The 20,497-nt window shown below is 40.5% G+C and carries 16 protein-coding genes; 14 read left to right on the plus strand and 2 right to left on the minus strand.

What is annotated here, in order from left to right:
- Nucleotides 1-39: 39 nt before the first annotated feature.
- From BW961_RS15655 to BW961_RS15675, 5 genes are all read left to right on the plus strand, one after another.
- The gene (locus BW961_RS15655) at nt 40-1,428 is read left to right on the plus strand and encodes an MATE family efflux transporter (RefSeq protein WP_076576908.1); all 1,389 of its coding nucleotides are present in this window, start codon (nt 40-42) and stop codon (nt 1,426-1,428) included.
- Nucleotides 1,429-1,666: 238 nt separating this feature from the next.
- Nucleotides 1,667-2,359 (plus strand): response regulator transcription factor, encoded by a 693-nt coding sequence (locus BW961_RS15660; protein ID WP_068579364.1) that lies wholly within the window; start codon nt 1,667-1,669, stop codon nt 2,357-2,359.
- Nucleotides 2,360-2,361: 2 nt separating this feature from the next.
- Nucleotides 2,362-3,864, plus strand: coding sequence for a sensor histidine kinase (locus BW961_RS15665; RefSeq protein WP_068579367.1), 1,503 nt, complete (start codon nt 2,362-2,364; stop codon nt 3,862-3,864).
- Nucleotides 3,865-4,133: 269 nt separating this feature from the next.
- On the plus strand, nt 4,134-5,339 hold the full coding sequence (locus tag BW961_RS15670) for a hypothetical protein (RefSeq protein ID WP_068579370.1): 1,206 nt from the start codon (nt 4,134-4,136) through the stop codon (nt 5,337-5,339).
- A gap of 26 nt (nt 5,340-5,365) precedes the next feature.
- Nucleotides 5,366-6,076 (plus strand): stalk domain-containing protein, encoded by a 711-nt coding sequence (locus tag BW961_RS15675; protein ID WP_068579373.1) that lies wholly within the window; start codon nt 5,366-5,368, stop codon nt 6,074-6,076.
- A 119-nt stretch (nt 6,077-6,195) separates the two neighbouring features.
- Here BW961_RS15675 and BW961_RS15680 read toward each other — a convergent pair whose 3' ends face one another.
- Nucleotides 6,196-7,356 (minus strand): asparaginase, encoded by a 1,161-nt coding sequence (locus BW961_RS15680; RefSeq protein WP_068579377.1) that lies wholly within the window; start codon nt 7,354-7,356, stop codon nt 6,196-6,198.
- A 403-nt stretch (nt 7,357-7,759) separates the two neighbouring features.
- Here BW961_RS15680 and BW961_RS15685 point away from each other — a divergent pair, with 403 nt between their 5' ends.
- From BW961_RS15685 to BW961_RS15710, 6 genes are all read left to right on the plus strand, one after another.
- On the plus strand, nt 7,760-10,321 hold the full coding sequence (locus BW961_RS15685) for a winged helix-turn-helix domain-containing protein (RefSeq protein ID WP_068579380.1): 2,562 nt from the start codon (nt 7,760-7,762) through the stop codon (nt 10,319-10,321).
- Nucleotides 10,322-10,472: 151 nt separating this feature from the next.
- Nucleotides 10,473-11,165, plus strand: coding sequence for a GGDEF domain-containing protein (locus BW961_RS15690; protein ID WP_068579384.1), 693 nt, complete (start codon nt 10,473-10,475; stop codon nt 11,163-11,165).
- Nucleotides 11,166-11,206: 41 nt separating this feature from the next.
- On the plus strand, nt 11,207-12,208 hold the full coding sequence (locus BW961_RS15695) for an HD-GYP domain-containing protein (protein WP_068579387.1): 1,002 nt from the start codon (nt 11,207-11,209) through the stop codon (nt 12,206-12,208).
- Between the two features lie 169 nt (nt 12,209-12,377).
- The gene (locus tag BW961_RS15700) at nt 12,378-12,821 is read left to right on the plus strand and encodes a DUF1801 domain-containing protein (RefSeq protein WP_068579390.1); all 444 of its coding nucleotides are present in this window, start codon (nt 12,378-12,380) and stop codon (nt 12,819-12,821) included.
- Nucleotides 12,822-12,838: 17 nt separating this feature from the next.
- Nucleotides 12,839-13,315 carry a GCN5 family acetyltransferase gene (locus BW961_RS15705; protein ID WP_068579393.1) on the plus strand — a complete coding sequence of 159 codons (477 nt, stop codon included), beginning with the start codon at nt 12,839-12,841 and terminating at the stop codon, nt 13,313-13,315.
- A gap of 251 nt (nt 13,316-13,566) precedes the next feature.
- A complete protein-coding gene (locus tag BW961_RS15710; protein ID WP_068579396.1) occupies nt 13,567-14,484 on the plus strand; it encodes a DegV family protein in 918 nt (305 codons plus the stop codon).
- Between the two features lie 84 nt (nt 14,485-14,568).
- Here BW961_RS15710 and BW961_RS15715 read toward each other — a convergent pair whose 3' ends face one another.
- Complete coding sequence (locus tag BW961_RS15715; RefSeq protein ID WP_068579399.1) at nt 14,569-16,485, minus strand: beta-N-acetylhexosaminidase; 1,917 nt, start codon at nt 16,483-16,485, stop codon at nt 14,569-14,571.
- 249 nt (nt 16,486-16,734) lie between these two features.
- Here BW961_RS15715 and BW961_RS15720 point away from each other — a divergent pair, with 249 nt between their 5' ends.
- Genes BW961_RS15720 through BW961_RS15730 form a run of 3 tightly spaced genes read left to right on the plus strand, consistent with a single transcriptional unit; the run spans nt 16,735 to nt 20,335 of the window.
- Complete coding sequence (locus tag BW961_RS15720) at nt 16,735-17,172, plus strand: MarR family winged helix-turn-helix transcriptional regulator (protein WP_068579402.1); 438 nt, start codon at nt 16,735-16,737, stop codon at nt 17,170-17,172.
- Complete coding sequence (locus BW961_RS15725; protein ID WP_068579405.1) at nt 17,169-17,873, plus strand: ABC transporter ATP-binding protein; 705 nt, start codon at nt 17,169-17,171, stop codon at nt 17,871-17,873. The genes BW961_RS15720 and BW961_RS15725 overlap by 4 nt, the downstream gene beginning before the upstream one ends.
- Nucleotides 17,874-17,875: 2 nt before the next feature.
- Entirely contained in the window at nt 17,876-20,335 is a 2,460-nt protein-coding gene (locus tag BW961_RS15730; RefSeq protein ID WP_211269741.1) for an ABC transporter permease, read from the plus strand.
- The last annotated feature ends 162 nt before the right edge of the window (nt 20,336-20,497 follow it).

A 20,497-nucleotide genomic window follows, 5' to 3' on the forward strand; every position in this document is an offset into this window, starting at 1 on the left:
TCTCGACATAATCCATGCAAAGAAGATGATACGGTGAATATACTTAGACCGAATATTAAACTAAAAACAGTTTTTTGGCTAAACAAGTATTTTACAGGGGAATCGATGGATTACAAACAAATTATCGCAATCATTATTCCGATTTTTGTAGATCAAGCTTTTATTATTCTGATGAGCTTGCTGAATACTGCGATGATAAGCTCCTCAGGGATTGCTGCTGTCAGTGCCGTGAGTATGGTGGATTCGCTGAATATTTTCTTGATTAATGTATTTGTCGCTGTGGCGACAGGTGGTACGGTCATTGTGGCGCAATATAAAGGTAGTGGGAATCAAGAGATGGTATCCAAAGCTGCTTCGCAAGCCATATCTGCAGTTGCCATGTTATCCGTACTGATCAGTACGTTCGTTATCGTGTTCCATATGCCAACCTTAAACTTACTGTTTGGGAATGCGGATGTTGAAGTATTTAATAATGCGAAGATTTTTCTAATTGGTAGTTGTATCTCTTATCCATTTATTGCGATATTTCAAGCGGTGAGTGGCGTATTGAGAGGTGTCGCGGAGACCAAAGCGTGCTTGGGTTTATCATTAATAATGAATTTAACTTACTTATGTTTAAATATCGTGTTAATCAGTATGTTTCATATGGGTGTCATGGGGCTAGTGATCTCGATGATTCTAGCAAGAGTATTGGGAATGGTTACTTCGTTGATCTATTTGACGAAATATAATCATACGTTAGGTTTCAAGATAAGAAATGCACTGAGATTGAATGTAGCGATTATGAAGAAAATTATGTTCATTGGGATTCCATTTGCAGCAGAACAGATGTTCTTCAATGGAGGTAAACTATTAACGCAGACGTTTATTGTTCAGTTAGGGACGATTGCAATGACAGTGAACGCGATCAGCGGCTCGATATCGCTATTATTTCAAATCGGGGGGAGTGCACTTAGCATTGCCATCGTAACGGTTGTCGGTCAGTGTATCGGGCGAAAGAACGTTAAGGATGCAAGGAAGTTTATTAAATCTTTTCTCGGACTTTCCACGGTGTTCTTCGTGATCGTAACGTTAATCCTATTACCATTGTTCCCGTTTATTGTGAAATTGTTCTCTCCACCGGAAGACATTATACCTTCGATCTTCGCACTTACATTGTTAATATCGATTGCTCAACCTATATTATGGTCATTTAGCTTTGTTCTTCCTTCAGCATTACGAGCAGCTGGAGATTCGAAATATACGTCGATCTCTTCGTTGTTATCTATGTGGGCATTCCGCATCATTTTTGGTTATGTATTGGGCATTACACTCGGGTTCGGTATTATGGGTGTATGGGTTGCGATGGTTGCCGAATGGGGCGTTCGTGGATTGATCTTTGGATTACGATTCAGAGGGGATAAATGGTATGCTCATAAGTTGATTTAAATGAAATATGGTTCTTTCACCTCGTTCCTGAGCTGTCTAATCGACAGCTCTTTTTGCTCTACTGTGACATAAATAGATATATTTATTCTAGAGAGAAGCGCCGTAATGAAGTCGTGGTTATTTGCATTTTGATATTATAGGTCAGGTTAATTTATACTTGCAGTACGATGACGGGTAGTCAAGATAAGTGCGTCAGGGTTTCATAATCAATCCTATAACAAGTAGAGGAGCATAATCCATGACGAAAGTGCTTATAGTAGATGATGAAGTTAGCATTGCTAGCGCCTTAGCTTATGCGCTCCGCAGAGAAGGATATACGGTGGAAACGGCTGGAGATGGGCAAGAGGCTCTTGATCGTGTAGAAATATTCAAGCCTGATGTGATGGTGTTGGATGTCATGATGCCACGACTCAGTGGATATGATGTCTGTCGTAAGCTTGCAGATCGACAACAACGGCCGGCGATTCTTCTATTGACCGTTAAGAATGATATTGTAGATAAAGTGCTAGGCCTGGAGCTTGGTGCAGATGATTATATGACGAAACCTTTTGATATACGGGAAATTACGGCTAGAGTGAAGGCATTATCACGTAGACGTGTTAATGATGCCGTAGGACAATTGTCCCACAATGAAGAGGAGATCCAACTGGCGAGCCTCAACATAGAATTGTTCAGTCGCACAGTTCGCATGGAGGGGCAACAGCTTGATCTTACGCCAAAAGAATTTGATTTACTTGTGCTACTGGCACGTAATCCTGAGCGAGTATATTCCAGAGAAGCGCTACTTGAGCAAGTATGGGATATGAATTTTGTTGGTGGGACACGTACGGTTGATATTCACGTGCAGAGATTACGCAAGAAACTGGGTGAACTGCACGGAGTGATCCAAACGGTATATGGCATTGGATACAAAAGTAAGGAGACTCCATAAATATGAAGAGAAAAATAAACATAGGCTTAAAGGGCAAGTTAGCTTTGCTACTTGCCTTGTTGCTTACGTCTGTTCTGGTTGTGCTCAGTACCATGGTGCTTGCGGGAATACGTGAGGATCAACGTAATCGGTTGGAACAGTCATTTGCTCATGAATCGGCAAATGCTAATTTGAGAGTAAGGCAGGAATTCCTGACGGGAACAAGAATAACGCCAGATCTATTCATGCAACGGAGCGCACAGCGGCTAGCGGTTGATTTGGGTGCACAGAGCGGTATGGCGGTCACGCTTTATAAAGCTGACGCCTCGTTCGCAGGCACCTCACTTCCGATTCAGGCTAGAACAGATGTTAAGGATGCTCTCGAATATACAGCTAAGGGACAGTCTGTCTATATAACAGAAGGAGACCAACTGCTGTATTTGGCTCCACTATATAATGCAGATGAGCGACTTGGGACTGTACAATTTCATGCATCGCTTGCAGATCAATATGCCTTCTATTCACGGATTCAGAACTTATTTCTTGTTACTGGTGCAGCAGTTCTAGCAGCGGGATTCTTAATCGGATACTTGTATGTCAGGCGCCAGGTGAATGTGATTGAGAAATTGAACAATGCCGCTAAACAGATTGGGGAAGGAAAGTATCTCATTGTTCCTCCGGTCCTTAGAAGGGACGAGCTGGGAGAGCTTGCTCAAGGAATTTATGAGATGAGCGGAAGTATCGCAACCTCGCTCAGCCAGCTTACGGAAGAAAAGTTGAAGTTACTGGACGCTATCGTACGATTGCAAGAGTTGGAACAGCAACAGAAACAGTTCATCGGTAACATTAGCCATGAGCTGAAGACACCACTGACTTCAATTCTAGCTTATGCTGATCTGCTAGAGATGTATCGTGATGATCCATCTCTATTGGAAGAAGCCAGAATGCAAATTGGCAAGGAAGCGGAACGCTTATATGGACTGGTAGAGATAGCGCTACAGTTATCGTCCATGGATATCTATGAATTCGAGACAAAGGCGAAAGTCGTTGAGGTATTGCCACTGCTTCAAGAAGCGGTGAACCGCCTTCAGATAAAGGCGGAAAGACATGGAGTTACTATGGAAACCCGTTTAAGAGAAGGAACGGTATGGGCTGATCCGGAGAATATGATGCATATGGTGCTTAATGTACTAGATAACGCAGTGAAATATAACAAGCCTGGCGGAACGGTTACCCTCTCTAACCATTTGGTGGAAGGTTCAAACAGCGAAGGTTATATGGTAATAGAAGTAGTGGATACGGGTATCGGAATTCCAATGGAAGCGCACAGCAGGATATTTGATCCCTTCTATACGGTAAGCGGTGATCGATCTAGGACGCATGGAGGCACGGGACTCGGATTGTCGCTAGTGCGCAGTCTAGCTGAGAAGCAGAATGGCTTAGTTCGGCTCGTGAGTTCTGGACCGAACGGTTCGCGCTTTGAAATCAAACTGCCAATGGTTCATCTGAATACAGACGGACTCTGACGATACATGAAAGTCCAGACTATATTGAGTCTGGGCTTTATTATATTCCTCTGAAACGGGTGCTGTCCTTGGAGAAGGACGGCGCAGCCATTACTACATGTTTAGGGGTACATTGTTTACAAGTTGTTTACAAGTCAGATATATTTTCGAGATATCCCGAATCTATACTGTAGTTAAGAGGGATAGTTGAAGAAGGGAGAACATCGCAAGGCTGCTTGAGATTCGGGCTATATGCTCCCTAATCGAAGTGATAACACTGGAGGATTTGTATGAAACGCATAAATCGAAGGAATAGTGTGAAACTGTTGTCAGTTATAACCCTTTTGGTTACATTGATTGCCTGCCAATCCTCCCATGAGAGGGTCACCACGGTTACACCGAGTAACAATCAGACGGTTGCAGATGCTCAGGTCAGTTCAGGCAACAAATCAGGTGGAAGTGATCGCAAGCTTACAGTTGTAGCGGGATCTGCACAGAAAGATAATCAAGAATTGGCAGTAGAACGAATTCACCGACTCGAAGGCTCCAATATCGAAGCTTGGCTCTCGGACAATGAGGTTAGGATTAATACAACGAAATTACTGAAAGCTGGGACGAATACAGAGGAACCGAAATATTCGTACACAACGTCAATTGTTGATTTAAGTACTGAGGAACAACGAGATGTAATGGACCATCAGACGTCTCTAAAGATCGTTAAGGAGACCATATCACCGGATGGTAAATTTAGCTTCGTTCAGAAGTGGTTGGATAAGTATACGGCAGATAATTTCATTAAGGAATTGAGCACAGGTAAAAGTATTGCCGTAAAGGGCGATAACTATATGGAATTGGGAGGTTGGTTGAATAAGGATACGTATATTCTCGCAGCAGGCTCTATGGAAGGACGCGGCGATATACGCCAAATTGCCACAGATGGTACATCCACAAATTTGGAAATTGAGGATGAGGATGTTAATGAAATATTTAATCGCTTCACTGTGAGTGATGGTCGTATTTACTATACGGATTCGAAGAATAACTTGAAAGGTTTGGAGGCGGGGGAGAAACAGCCTTCTGTCCTCGTAAAGGGGGTATGGGACTTCGAAATATCACCAGATAGTAAGCATATTGCAGTAACTACCGTAAGTGCTCCGGGCAAGTTAGGTACTGAGCTACTCATCTACGATTCCGCAGGTAATATGAAAGGTTCTGAAATCGCTAAAGGCGAATTGATGTCTTATTTAGCCTGGTCACCGGATTCATCAAGGCTTGCTTTCGACGTGTATACGACGGACAAGAATGGGATGAATGGCGTGTATATTTTCGACTCCTCTTCGGGTAAGGTATCGCCTATGGGTTCATCTTACTCTCCAGTTGGGATGTCCTACAACCCTCAGTATCCACTGACATGGAGCCCATCTGGCAAACGGCTTGGCATCACGATTGAAGACAAGAAATCGATCATTGTCACACAGGTTATTGATTTTAAATAAGAAATAATGAAACGGGGATAAATATTATGAAAAAAATCAGAAAGTCTATTATGTCTTTGGTTGTAATCGGAATGACAGTATCGGGTGCTGCGGGTGTCTATGCAGGAAGTAATATGCAGAAGATCACGGCATATCTAAACCATAGTATTGGGTTGAAAGTAAACGGGACTACTTATACTCCAACAGATATTAATGGTAAACAACTAGCTCCAATCACGTATCAAAATACAACTTATCTACCTGTGCGAGCGTTAGCGGATGTGTTGAAAGTCCCGGTTCAGTATGACAGTAAGACGGGTCAGGTGCTGATTGGAACCAGTCAATCCGGAGGAAATACGACGTCGCAAGTGAATGTAACAGAGGTGAAGTATAGCAAGGAGCAGATCAAAGAGATGACGAAGGCGTTTGCTAATTTCGAACATTTCGAAACCGCATATGCTCCACAACAGATGATTAAGGGAGATACCTATTTAAAGACGGGTGCTTCAGAAGATGGTGTGACCCTGAGATTTAATCATATGACCGTAAATATTTCACCGAGAGATTACTCTGATGGTTATGAGAGCAAGCCTGTTAAACTATCAAATGGCACTCAAGCCAAGTGGTATACACCTGATAAAACGTCAATCTTAGGCTTCAAGATTGACGATCGGATCGTGACTATCAGATCAGAAGATCATTCCTTAAGCAAGGCACAAATCGAGAAGGTAGCTGTGAGTGTAGCGAAACTGAAGTAATAACACTAAAAAGCTGCACCAACGGAGATTCGTTGGTGCAGCTTTTTAGGCTTTAAATTGATTGGGATGTTCTACCTTGGTAAGTAAGTAATAATCTTGATTTAACAATGAGATTTCGATTATTTCGTTGGAATGTTAACTTGGCCAGATCCGTAAGTATCAAACCATCCTTGGATCGTTTTGAAATCTTTACTAAATGATAGGCTTAACTGTAGCAGTATACGAGCATGTGCAGCGTTCAAGCTGTCTCCCGCAATCATACCATCACCGGATGAGTAGTTACTGCCTGAACCTGTGCGAGTTGTGGAAACGAAGATAACACCTTTTTCTTTAATGGCTTTCGCACGAGCTTCTCCAATGGCTTTGGAAACACCACCAGTTCCTGTTCCCGCAGTAACAATACCTTTAGCACCGTCCTCGACAAATCCGTTGATCGCTCCAGCTCCAGCCTCCTGATAAGAATAAGCTATTTCCACCTTCGCCATACTGCTACTCTTGATCGTTCTAAGATCGAAAGGTGTTGCCCATTTATCGGCACTCATGAGTGCTCTAGCATTAGCGCGATACATACGAATGTTCTGCTCATCGATATATCCCAACATACCCGTCATAGGCGTTTCAAATGTATCCACTCGAGTCGCATTGGTTTTGGTGACATCTCTTGCAGCATGAATCTCATCATTAAGCATCACGACTGTTCCGTAATATTTCGTTTTTCCACTTGCAGCTAACTTGATAGCATTGTATAGATTCGCTTGTGCGTCACTTCCGATAACGGTCCAAGGGCGCATGGAACCTGTTACAACAACTGGTTTGGCACTGCGTACTGTAAGGTCGAGGAAATATGCGATTTCTTCCATCGTATCTGTACCTGTTGTCACGACTACGCCATCCTGTGTTTCAAGGGCTTGATCCACTTTTAAAGAAAGACTAGATAATTGTTGCATCGTATAGGAACTGGAACCCGCATTTCCAAATTGAAAACTTGACACATCAGCGATTTGGTCTTTATTTGGGAGTGATTTTACCATATCTTCCATCAATAACGTACCAGCTCTGTAATTCTGGAAGCTTGTTTCATCAACAGATTTACCTGCGATGGTTCCACCCGTTGCAATCACTTGTACCTTGGGAAGCTTTGGAGCTGATTCAGCGGATACAATGGCTTCTGCTGCATAAGCGTGTGAGTTGGGTAACACGGTAATCGTTGAGAAGAGAGCGGTAAAAGCTAGACTTGCTGCAAAAGTAGTTTTTAGAGCTGTTGATGTTGATAGTTTCATGATGTGACCCCCTATTTTTAGTATGTATTATCACCTTTCATGTTACTATAAATAACATAGTCGATGACTGATAACTAGATTATATCGATGAGATATAATGAAAAGCAAATATGGAATATACTAATAAAACGCTTAATTAACTATAATAATGCCATATAGTTCTAAAATCGATATAATACTCACTTTATTGAAAATGATTAAAATAACCATATTCATTACTTTTGATGTAAGAAAACATTACATTAATGCATAGTGGATCTTAATGAATCTAATAGGTAATTGAGAGTAACTCGAATCTTGAAAGAAAATTGGTAGAATTAGTCGAAAATTGATACAATTATTGTGAGTATTGAGTGGGGATTGAAGTGCTTTATTGGAACTTAAGAATACGGAGGAGTTATTAATGATTGTAAGTACAAAACTATATATTCCTCATGTACGGAATTCATTAGTGTCTCGCCCTAGACTGATGAACAAGCTTGATGAGGGGAGATCAGCTAAGTTGACACTTGTTTCTGCAAATGCTGGATATGGGAAAACAACAGCATTAAGTGAATGGGCGAAACAATGCAGTGAACTCGTGGCGTGGGTCTCGTTAGATCATCAAGATAATGATTGGATACGTTTTTGGAGTTATATAACGACATCCATTGAGGAGAGGGTTCCGGGATATGGTCAGACGATATTCCCTCTCCTTGAAAAAGGCTCTTCGATACAATGGGAGATTGTGATTACAGCGATACTGAATGAACTGAATGGGTTATCAAATGAATTGATCATTATTCTCGATGATTTCCATTCGATAGAACTACCTGTCATACATCATTCTTTTATATATCTGATCGACCATTTGCCTTCCCATATTCACGTGTACATAGCAAGTCGTAACGATTTGGCGATCCCTACTGCTAGACTTCTGGCAACAGGTGAGTTATATCGGATTAACATACAGGATTTACGTTTTCAATTGGATGAAGGGATTAACTTTTTCCGTGATACAACAGATTTATCGCTCACGAATGAACAAGTTACTGAGCTTTACAAGCAGACAGAGGGTTGGGTTAGTGGGTTGCAGTTGGCAGCCATTTCTCTGAAGCGTAGTGATAATATAGCTGAATCCATCGATCGATTTAGTGGTCAACATCATCATATCTCCGATTATTTATTAGAAGAAGTGCTGCGTCATCAATCCGAGACCCTCCGAGAATTCTTATTGAATACATCCATATTAAATCGAATGAACTCTTCATTATGTCAGGCCGTGATGGGTCAGATGAATGCTCAGGAACAACTGGAAAGATTAGAACAACTTAATTTGTTTATTATTCCTCTAGATGATAATAGGAATTGGTATAGGTATCACCATTTGTTCTCAGAATTCTTGCGTCGGTTATTATCGGAGTCAGATCCAGGTCAATGGGAGCAAGCACATATCCGTGCAGCATACTGGTTGGAGAATGCGGGATTTGATGAAGAAGCCGTTGAGCATTTTTTAGAGGGAAAGCAGTATGCAGATGTTGTTCGATTAATTGAGAAGAATCTTCAAACATTGATGCAATCGAAGAGTGTAACGCTGAATCGATGGGTATCTGTATTGCCGGAAAATTCCTTTGCTGAGAAGCCGATGATCGAAATGTTCTATATCTCTATATTACTAGGGGTGGGGGAATGGGAATCCGCATTTAGAAGAGTGAAACAAGCGGAGCTGTGGTTCCATGCGTTACAGGATACATTGCCCAAGATGGAATGGCATCAGGTTATGGGTAACATTTACTTTTTCTGTGCGGTCACCTCGTATCTTCAGAAAGATTTGGTGCGAACTTCGGAATATTTTGAGTTGGTAGAACGATATATGCCTGAAGGTAGTTTCTTTCAAACGATGGGACGTAATAGATTTCAAGGTTATGATTCATTTGATGATCATTTGGCATTTATCAACGATTTGCATGCGGCAGATGCATTCCTCGTGAAGTGGATTAGACTGTGGAAGAAAAAGAAGGTCTATCCTTTTATCGGTTACATATATGCTTCTTATAGTAAGTTGTTGTATGAGTGGAATCGGCTAGAAGAGGCAGAATTCTATGTCAATCAAGCGCTGAGACGTAAGGATATAGAACCCTTTGCACGGATAGTCATACATAATACGATTAGTGCTTCACGGATCAAGCAAGCCCAAGGGGATCTTGATGGCGCAATAGCCATACTTAGAAAGGTGAAGTTGCAGATTGACTCCCCTGATTATGAATTATTTGTGGTAAAAATCGAAGCGGAAGAAGCTATTCTATCCCTGCAACAAGGCTCGTCGGAATATGCTTTAGATTGGATGGAGAAATACAAGCTGGCGCATACCGATGAGGTTTCAATGGGTCGTGTGGCCGAGCATTTAGCCTTGGCTAGAGTGCTTGGAGAGTGCGGAAGATCGGAAGAAGCACTAGATCTATTGGGAAGATTAAATCTTTTATTGAGGAAGGAAGATCGTCTTCGGGATCGGATTAAGGTACTTATTCTGCAAAGTATGACGCTTCAGCGAGCAAATCAAACAGAGAAAGCGCTCGTTCCATTAGAAAGTGCGTTACACTTGGCGGAACCTGAAGGTTACATCCGAAGTTTTCTGGATGAAGGCCCTATAATGGGGGAGTTGTTATCTAATTATTTGAAGGTTCAACAAACGAATAGTCGATTAAGAAATCCCCTCTTGGTATCCTTAACATATGTGAAATATCTACTTCAAGTTATGAATATCACACCGGAAGATGATATATCGCTTAAAGAAATATTAACAGAACAGGAAGCGAAGATCATACGGTTGCTAGGCAATGGATTGTCGAACAAGGAAGTCGCCTATGACCTGAGCATTAAAGGTGAAACCGTAAAGTCGCATATTAAAAATGTGTACAGGAAGCTAAGAGTCAGTAATCGCGTACAAGCATTACAACGAGCCAAGGAATTAAACATATTGGATTAATGTTATCCCCCAAACGGGGGATATTTTTATGTCGAAAATATTGATAAAATTAGAACTATATTAGAATAAGCTCGGTGTTTGTCAGATGTACTACAAAAACAGCTAGAGTTGGATTATTAGTACGTGAATACATAGGGGGTGGTATTAACATATGAAATACACAGGGCGCATCATATCCGTGGTTATTGTTGTCATAAGTTCGCTCGGATTAATTGTCTATAACGATATAGTCAATAATTACACGGATATCATGTTTTTATTGGTTTCAGCGTTCTTCCTGTTTCTAGGTTGGAGGCTCGGCAAGCAATACGATAAGGTTAAATACTTTTCGGAAAAGGATTTATTGACAGGAAGCTACAACCGTCGATTCATCGTGGATATGTTCCCGAAATTGAAAAGTAGGTCGGATCGAAAAGCGCAGAAGCTTCTCATTTTTCTAATTGATGTAGACAATTTCAAAGTAATAAATGATCATTATGGACATGCAACCGGGGATCGTGTGCTACAAATGATTGCAAATGCTCTTAAGAAGGAGTGCGGGCATTTGGATTATATGGTTAGGTGGGGCGGCGATGAATTTGTATGTATTTTCCCATGGACAGAAGTATCAGGACTGAATGAACGCTACCTTGCACTCCACAATGGATTCAATAATTTATCAACTCGGATTTCAGTGAATGTATCTGCGTCTATCGGACATGCAATGTATCCAGATGAGGGCGTGGAATTAAATGATCTTATTACAATTGCCGATAAGAATATGTATAGAGACAAACGATGCCGTAATAACCAGGATATCAAAAAGCTAGTCAGTAATGGACACTTGATGAAGGCGTCACTATAAATAATGTAAAGGCAGTAAACATGGTTTGTGGGAGGGAATCAATGGATAACTTATTAGGTAGAACGATCAAAAATGATATTACTAATATGTATGGCGTGTCTTTGATACCAGCGTTAACAAAAATTCAAGATGATCATATTAAGTTTCTGAAAAATCATATCATTGACCCTATCTCCATTTCATTCGTATCAGAAAATAAAAAAATAACTGATAAGTCATTAAAAAAAGTCGTTAATATATCGAAGACTTTATTCCATTCCATTGAAGCATCTGGGAAGATTCCATTAATGGAAATAAGGAAAGGCATTCTTCCGTTTGTACAGGAATCTTCTAATAACACTAATATTTTTCAATTATTTGAAGTCGTGAAGGCAACGGATGAGTATACATATCAGCACAACATCGGCGTGGGAATATTATCTACGTTAATTGGTAGATGGCTACATTTATCGGAGTCTGACATTTCAATATTGTCTCTTGCAGCTACGTTACACGACGTTGGAAAAGTCAAAGTACCGATTGAAATATTAAATAAGCCTGGGAAATTAACGGATGAAGAATTTGCGTTGATCAAAAAACATACGATTTATGGTTACGAGATTCTGAAGGATACAGTAGGATTAAACCAACGAATTCCGTTAGTAGCGCTGCAGCATCATGAGCGAAATGACGGTAAAGGATATCCTTTAGGCCTTAAAGGAGACCAAGTAGATCACTTTAGCAAAATTGTGGCCGTCGCTGATATTTTTCATGCGATGTCATCTAAGCGTCCATATCACGATGCAATCCCATTCCATGAAATTGTAAGTCAAATGAGGAGAGGGATATTTGGTGAACTTGATCCTACCATTGTTTCTGTGTTTCTGGATAACATCATGAAACGTATGGTTGGTGAGAATGTTGTTTTGACAGATGGTCGAATGGGTGAGGTCGTATCACTGAATCCTCATAATATCGAGACACCCCTCATTAAGGTCGATGATGAATTTATTGATTTGAGTAAACGAAATGATATACAGATCCGAGTCATTAGTATTGTATGAGGATGTTGATATTTCATGTCCGCCGCGTATGCGTGGCGGTTTCTTTATGTATATACTTACGTGTAACGTAAGTGCGTTTTATTGAAAGGTGATGTTGTTATAGCGTATTATGGACAAGAATAATAAGATGACTTGAAGTTCGATGAATAGAGCATAAGGAGTGATGATTATGATGTATGATGCTAATTCACCAGAAGATTATATAAATCAATTACCTGAGGAACGAAAAGCAGTCATTTCAGAATTAAGAAAGATCATACTGGAGAGTCTTCCTGTAGGATTTGAAGAGACCATGAGTTATGGATTTATCAGTTATGTGGTGCCTCATTCACTGTATCCCGCAGGTTACCATTGCAATCCTAAAGAACCTTTACCATTTATGAGTATTGCTTCTCAAAAAAACTTTGTGGCTGTTTATCATATGGGGGTATACGCGGATCAAGAGCTATTAAATTGGTTCGTACAAGAGTATCCTAATCATATGAAGACGAAGCTCGATATGGGGAAAAGTTGTATTCGGTTTAAGAAGATGAATCAAATTCCTTATGAATTAATTGGAGAACTCAGTAAAAAAATAACGGTAGAACAATGGATTCAAATATGCGGTAAATAGCACAAAGGAGATCGAAAATGCCTAAGATTACTACAAAATCATTTGATCAAGACATGCAAACGATATTAGCTGAATTAACCTCTGGTTATCATTCCGGGGAATTGAGTAAGAAGGATATCTCGGAACTACCTGAAGAACTATACATCATTGAAGATGACAATAGTATGGTCGGGTATGCCGCGATTTGGGAATATAAAAGTGGGAAGCAGTTAGTTCATAAGGCGGAGCAAGATTATTTCAGTGATGAAGAGAGATATCTACAAAAAGATTTCTATATAGATATTAAAAACAAAACAGATATTCTATTTATAGAAGCATTGGATGTTTTGAAAGATTTTGAAGGCAATGGTTATGCGGCGTTCTTTATGGATTGGCTTAAAGTGAAATATCCTAATAAGAAAATGTATGTATATCCGATAACGACATCACGGAATTTCTGGTACAAGCAGCAGTTCGAGGTTGTTGGGGATACGATCTGGATGTCATTCAATTAAACAACAAGTGTGTACTTATTGTGTCTTTGCTTGTTAGAGAACTGCTGATCTTTAGGGTTAGCAGTTCTTTTTTGTGTATAGTTGGTGAACGGGATATCTCTTAATTCGACATTAAGTGACAAGTTTCATTGACGCTAGGTACGTATTAAGTTAGTCTATAGAAAATTAAGAATACTAGATTGTAGATACAAAAATATATGAGAAGTAGGGCACGAAATAATGCCCTACTTCTTTTTCTTTGGGGGACAAAGATGATTAAGATTATGGCTGACTCTACATGTGATTTGACAGAAGAAATGATTGAGAAATATAACATCGGAATCGCACCTTTAATGATAATGGTCAACGGTCAAGAGTGTAGAGATAAGATAGATATACAACCTGATGATTTCTATGCAATCCTTGGTAATTTAGAAGAAGCCCCAACGACATCGATGCCTAACCCAACAGAATATTTGAATATCATACATGAAGCAATAGAAGATGGATGCACAGAGATACTATGTATTTGTATGTCGAGTGGTACAAGTGGATCTTATCAATCGGCTGAGATAGCAAAAGAAACATTTTATGATGATCATCCGGACTCTTCTATTAAAATTCACGTTGTAGATTCAAGATCTATGAGTCATGGCAGCGGATGGTTAACGTTGAAATCTGCTATGTTGAGAGAGAAAGGATCTACTTTTGAAGAGTTAATACAATTTAATGAAACATATAACAATAGTGTGAAACACTTTCTCTGTGTTGATGATCTAAATCATCTGATTAAGAGTGGTAGGCTTAATAATGCTAGCGCTATAATAGGGAGAATTCTAAAAATCAAACCGATCATGTCTATGAGACAAGGTAAAGGGGCTATCGTAGCTAAGGAAAGAGGATTAAAAGGCGTATTAAACCATTATGTGAAAGAATTTAACCTGCGAAATGATTGGGATGTTACAGATTTCATTATTATAGGCTTCACTTCGGAGAGAACGATTGCTGATAATTTGATGGAGAAGATCAGGCAAGAGACAGCATTTAAAGGTGAAATATTCATCATGCAAATGGGTGTAGCGGTAGGGACTCATGTAGGATTAGGGGCCGTATCTATGTTCTTTATTGAGAAGGGACATAAGAAAGATGGGCTGTTGATTAATGGGATTAATAAAATAAAGCATAGATAACAAACGACGACCCCTTGCCGATAGTAATCGGGAGGGGTCGTCGTTTATTCGTTAAGTATAAGTACGTTAGTTGCTAACGATGATTTAAAATGGGTTAATGATGTGGAAGAATACGTTCGGTGATGCCATTCTGTAGTAATAACTGCACCAACCAGCTCCCTTGTTCGTGAAGCGGTTCGTTGTGCTATAGAGCAGGCGTTCTTGCTCAAGCTCTTCGATTCGATTGATTTTACCCTCCACATAATCGAGAATTCGATACGTTGCCGTGTCGAGTCGGTTAACGACTCCGCCGTAACGAATGTCGATCACTTCCCACCCGAAAGGCTTGAACATACGTAACCACTGACTACGATGAGCTATACGCAGTTCGCGCACAGCTTCTGAGATCGCGGGAAGTGCTTCTGTAGCAATGTGTCGTAATGTCTCATTGTCATTGGTATCATAAGCCCGTTTCAACTCAATCCCAATCTCACTCTTACGCTTCAGTACACCGCATAATTTCTCAGGTACTTCGAATAAATAATCCAGTTCAGCGTCCTTGTTGCGTCGACTACGTATATCTTGCTCCACCTGAACATAATGCTCAGCCATGTCCAATCCTTCGATCTGTTTGTCGAAGAGTCCAAGTAGCACATCCTGGTACAATAGAAACTTCGAAGGATTGCTCTGCTTCTGGTTGTTGGGCTCTGCGCCCGGTGTTTCGTCTAAATTCTTCAGCTGTTGGAACGTATCGGCATCAATTCCTGTGCAGAACTTGACCCGTGCTGCTAAATGATCCTGATCTGGTTTCTCTTCCGAATAGGCATGTTCTGCGTAGAGTTGTAAACCTAGCAGTGCAATGAATGGATTACTTTCATTTCCGTCATCGCCCCACATCGTTGCATACACCTCGCGAATACCCTCTTGTTTACATACTTGTAACGCTGTGTCGGAGGCGTTCAAAGACAATCCGTAATTGACCCCAAATGTATTGAATATCCATACAGCGCCAGCGAACACTAGATTGTTGCCGAGCTTCCGGTGCTTCGCGATCAAATCCTCATATTCTTCTTTCTCCGTATGTACATAATCCCAATACACCATATCTACGTCCTGAGGAATCTTACGAGCCATTTCCTCAGGGATCTGTGTGTCTTTATCGTAATACTCACTGCTATTCTCTGAAGCAAGCTTAAGGAACATATCGCTCCACATCATGGGTTTCAAGCCGCGACCACGAGCACAGTCGAGTACTTTCTCTAGATGTTCTGTCATGATATCGAACCGGCTTCTATAGCCGTTGTAGTCTAAATATTTTCCGCGACCGAGTTCCTCTGCTTCGTCCATACCAATATGGATTTTACGGCTACGGAACGGGGCACTGGAAGCTTCGATCATTTTCTCGACTAATAGATCAGTTAGGTCTTTCCCAACAAGGAGTGCACCCTTCGTATCTTTATAGTTCGATACGGGCTGCCACTTGAGGAATTCTTCAAGATGAGCGAGCGTTTGAATGCTTGGGAAAGCTTCGATGCCGAATTGGTCAGCGTAATCGTCAATCTCTTTCAGTTCTGCATGTGTATAACGACCACGCATATAGCCGAAATAAGGTTCACCTTCGATGGCATAGGTGTCCTCCATATACAACATGACGGTGTTCAGTCCCATTAACGCCATCTTATTCAACATGAATTTGAAGCTATCTACTGTTAATACTGCGTTACGGGATAGATCGAACATTGGCCCGATCGTATCGAACTGTTGTTTCTCTTGGAGCTCGAAGGGCTCACCGCTAGAGCTATGTTGTAGGAGAAGACCAAGTCCGCGGAAAAACTGATGTTTCTGTCCATAATGTATGTATGCATGGCTTTGATTTAAGCCAACGACCAATTCTTCAGCATTTGTCGACTGCTTGACTTTAACGGTTAATCCGCCATCAGCTTCGAAGAACCCAAGATCATGAGATAGTGCCTGAATACCAGGCGTAAGTGTTGTCAAATCTCCTTCAAAACATAATTTCATCTGTGATCCTCCTGTGGAAAAATATGATCCAACATTTAACAAGTATACCTTGAGATTTACCCTAAGAATAGTGAGAGATCAGTTTTGTGATGATTGATTTTTCAATCATTCTACAGTTTTTTTATTGAACCTAATTTGATTATTTATCTGGGTATATTGTAAAAAATTAGTGCGTAGATTATAGTGAACAGTGTTAACAATAAATACTATTTACTATTCACTATTTGGAATCATTATCGGAGGTTCATTATGAAAGAAATTGAATTAAGAAATCGTTTAATCGGATCTCTTGCTGGGTTGTATGAGATGAAAGCCTTCAGCCATCTTGCAGAATTCTTACAGGGAGAACTCCACTTGCTCTTTTTTTTATGTCAAAATAGCGATTTGGAAATTAACCCATCCATTCTCAGCGATAATCTAAATGTATCAAGGCCAAGAATTACAGCTGCTCTTTCAACTTTAAGGAAGAAGGGGTATGTCACAATGAAAATGGCTGAGGATGATAGGCGGAGAATGAGTGTCATGATAACACCAGAAGGGAAGTCCTTCGTAAAGGAGAAACAAGGAAATATCGAGAGATACTTTGATATCCTTGTGGAAGGTTTGGGGGAAGCAAATGGATTGGAATTAATTCGATTGATAGAGTTGTCCATTGGAACGATGAATAAAGGGGAGAATCGCCTGTGAGAGACTATGTAGAATTTGAAAATGTAAGTAAATTTTATCATATTGGTGAACAAAAGATTGCCGCTACGGATAATGTTAGCTTCTCCATTGAAGAGGGAGAATTTTGTGTCATTGTCGGTCCAAGTGGTGCGGGGAAAACGACTGTACTGAATATGCTTGGCGGAATGGATTCATGTGACAGTGGTACGATTCGACTGGACGGTAGCGAAATAAGTGGGCTAAATGAAAAGCAATTAACAGAATATCGAAGACATGATGTCGGTTTTGTATTTCAGTTCTACAATCTGGTTCAAAATTTAACGGCAGTAGAGAATGTTGAACTTGCCTCCGAAATTTGCCGAAACCCTCAGGATGCGAAGAAGGTGCTTGAGCAAGTAGGGCTATCGGAGCGTATGTTGAATTTTCCAGCACAACTTTCGGGTGGTGAGCAGCAGCGTGTATCCATTGCGAGAGCACTAGCGAAGAATCCCAAGATTCTGTTGTGCGACGAACCGACAGGTGCGCTCGATTACAATACAGGCAAGAACATCTTACAGCTGTTGCAGGACACTTGTCGTCAAACGGGCAAAACAGTTATTGTTATTACGCATAACTTAGCAATTACGCAAATGGCAGACCGTGTCATTCACTTTAAGAACGGAGCGGTATCCAAAATGATAATTAATCCTGATCCTGTTCCCGTTGAAAGGATTGAGTGGTAGGCGTGAAAAAAACCTATATTAAGACGATAACCCGCGAAATCAAAGAAAGTTTTGGACGGTTTGTGGCAATCTTCGCTATCGTTGCTCTTGGTGTCGGGTTTCTTGCGGGGCTGCTTGCAACAACGCCTGATATGCAAGCCTCGGTTGATAAATATTATGATGACAGCCATATGGCTGATATTAATATTAAAGCTACCATGGGATTAACGAATGCAGATATAGAGGCAATCTCCTCTATGGACGAAATAAATAAGGTTATGCCTGCCTATGTGACCGATTCGTTAATGAAAACAAATGATAATGAGGTATTACCGACTCGAATTTATGGGTTACCACTTAATAGGTTGAATCAAAATGATGATGGATTTATTAATCAATTAAAGCTCATTAAAGGCAGAATGCCGCAGGCTAACAACGAAGCATTGGTAGAACAGAAAGGAAACTTTCTGTCTGAAATTGAGCTTGGGACTACAATGAGCGTATCTGAGGACAATGAGAATTACGGGAATGTCGGTGAAATATATAACACCACGGAGTATACCGTAGTGGGTGTTGTAAGTAATTCTCAATATTTATCCAAAGAGGCTGAAGCAAGTAAAATTGGTAACGGAAGAATTGGCGCAATAATGTATGTGGATGAAAGCAACTATAAGCTTGGTGCATACACAGATGTATTCATTACGGCTTCGGGTGTGTCTGATTTGAACACCTTTAAAGAAGAATATGATACACAAATGGATGGAATCGTTACAAAGCTTGAAGCACTCGGTAAATCTCGTTCGCAAAAAACACAGAAATGGTATGTTCTTGATCGTAACGCTAATGTTAGTTATGTTAGCTTTTCGATAAATGCGGAGAAGGTAGCGTCAATTGCAACGGTATTTCCAATATTCTTTTTTCTTGTTGCTGCACTTGTAGCTCTGACCACGATGACGCGTATGGTCGAAGAGGAACGTACACAAATCGGAACATTAAAAGCATTAGGATATAGCAAAGGTACGATCATGTTTAAATATTTGGTCTACTGTGGTCTTGCAACGGTGCTAGGGAGTATCGTTGGTTTGCTTGTAGGATTTCGAGTGTTACCCAATATATTGTGGAATGCTTATGCATCGGGATATCATTTACCTGAGTTTATTGCGAACTTTAGTTGGGGGTTGGCCTTGATTTCTTCGTTTCTGGCTATTGTATGTACGATGGTTGCGACGATCTGGGCTTGCTATCATGCGCTCAAGGAGAAACCATCAAGTCTGATGCTTCCCCGTTCACCTAAGGCGGGAAAACGTATTTTTCTTGAACGGATACCTTTTATTTGGTCGCGTATGAAATTTACGTATAAGGCTACGGCTCGAAATCTTATCCGGTATAAGAAGCACTTCTTTATGACGGTTATTGGCATTGGGGGCTGCACGGCCCTGATCGTTACGGGTTTCGGTCTGCGTGATTCCGTAGGGGATATTGCAAACACACAATTTAATGAGATCTTCCAATATGACTTACTTATCGAATTAAATGGGGATCATCCTTTGGACTCGGTCGTGAATGAATTCATCAAGGATACGAAGAAGGTCGATAATTTCACGGAAATCTCGAGTCAAACAGGATATGCAACGCGGAAAAACGAAAGATTTATGGCGACTGTTTATGTTCCGAAGGAACCAAGTGTTCTCAAGGATTTTGTTAATCTGAGGGATAGACGAAGTGGTAAATCGATTGTTACGGATAAGTCCTCTGTGATTGTTACAGAAATGCTTGCGTCCGCTTTAGGCATACAAAAGGGAGATACGTTCACCCTTGAAAATGCTAATGGAGAAACAGGTAAGTTCGTTCTCTCAGGAATAGCTGAAAACTATGTAGGTAGTTATATATATCTTAATCAAGCGGATTATAACAATGCTTTTGGTAAAGCTCCTTCCTACAATACGTTGATGTTAAACACCTTTATAACCGACGATTCGCAGCAGGATGCGGCACTTACCAAGTTATTAACGAGTGACACCGTTTCGAGTGCAGCATTTGTATCACAAACCAAGAAGTCGTATGACAATTTACTATCTAGCATTAACTTTGTTGTCTTTGCGCTTATCATGGCGGCTGGTGGGCTTGCTATCGTTGTAATTTATAATCTTACTAATATCAATATCAGTGAACGTAGAAAAGAACTTGCCACATTAAAAGTGCTCGGGTTCCATAATAAAGAAGTTGGAGGGTATATATTCCGTGAGATCTTCATACTAAGTATGTTTGGAACAGGTGTGGGTCTGCTGCTCGGGATGGCTCTTCATGCATTTGTGGTAAGAACATCAGAAAGAACAGATTTAATGTTTGGCAGAAGTATTTCTATCTCAAGTTTTATAGCATCTGCGGTCATTACGATGGTATTCTCATTTATTGTACAGTTGATTTTGTATAGGAAGCTGAAGAAGATAGAAATGGTTGACTCTATGAAAGCAAGCGATTAGTGCTTGATATAAATTAATTGTAGCCCCTTTAAGTAGACACTCTACTATCCCATCAATAATTCTGGGGAAATAGTGCGCTTGAAGGGGTTGTTAGTCGAACTGAGTCCTAAGACCTAAAAATAATGTAGTATTTTGGTAGCGTTTTATTTGTGACTATGATAA

The sequence above is a fragment of the Paenibacillus macquariensis genome, assembly GCF_900156375.1.
Lineage (GTDB): Bacteria > Bacillota > Bacilli > Paenibacillales > Paenibacillaceae > Paenibacillus_AQ > Paenibacillus_AQ macquariensis.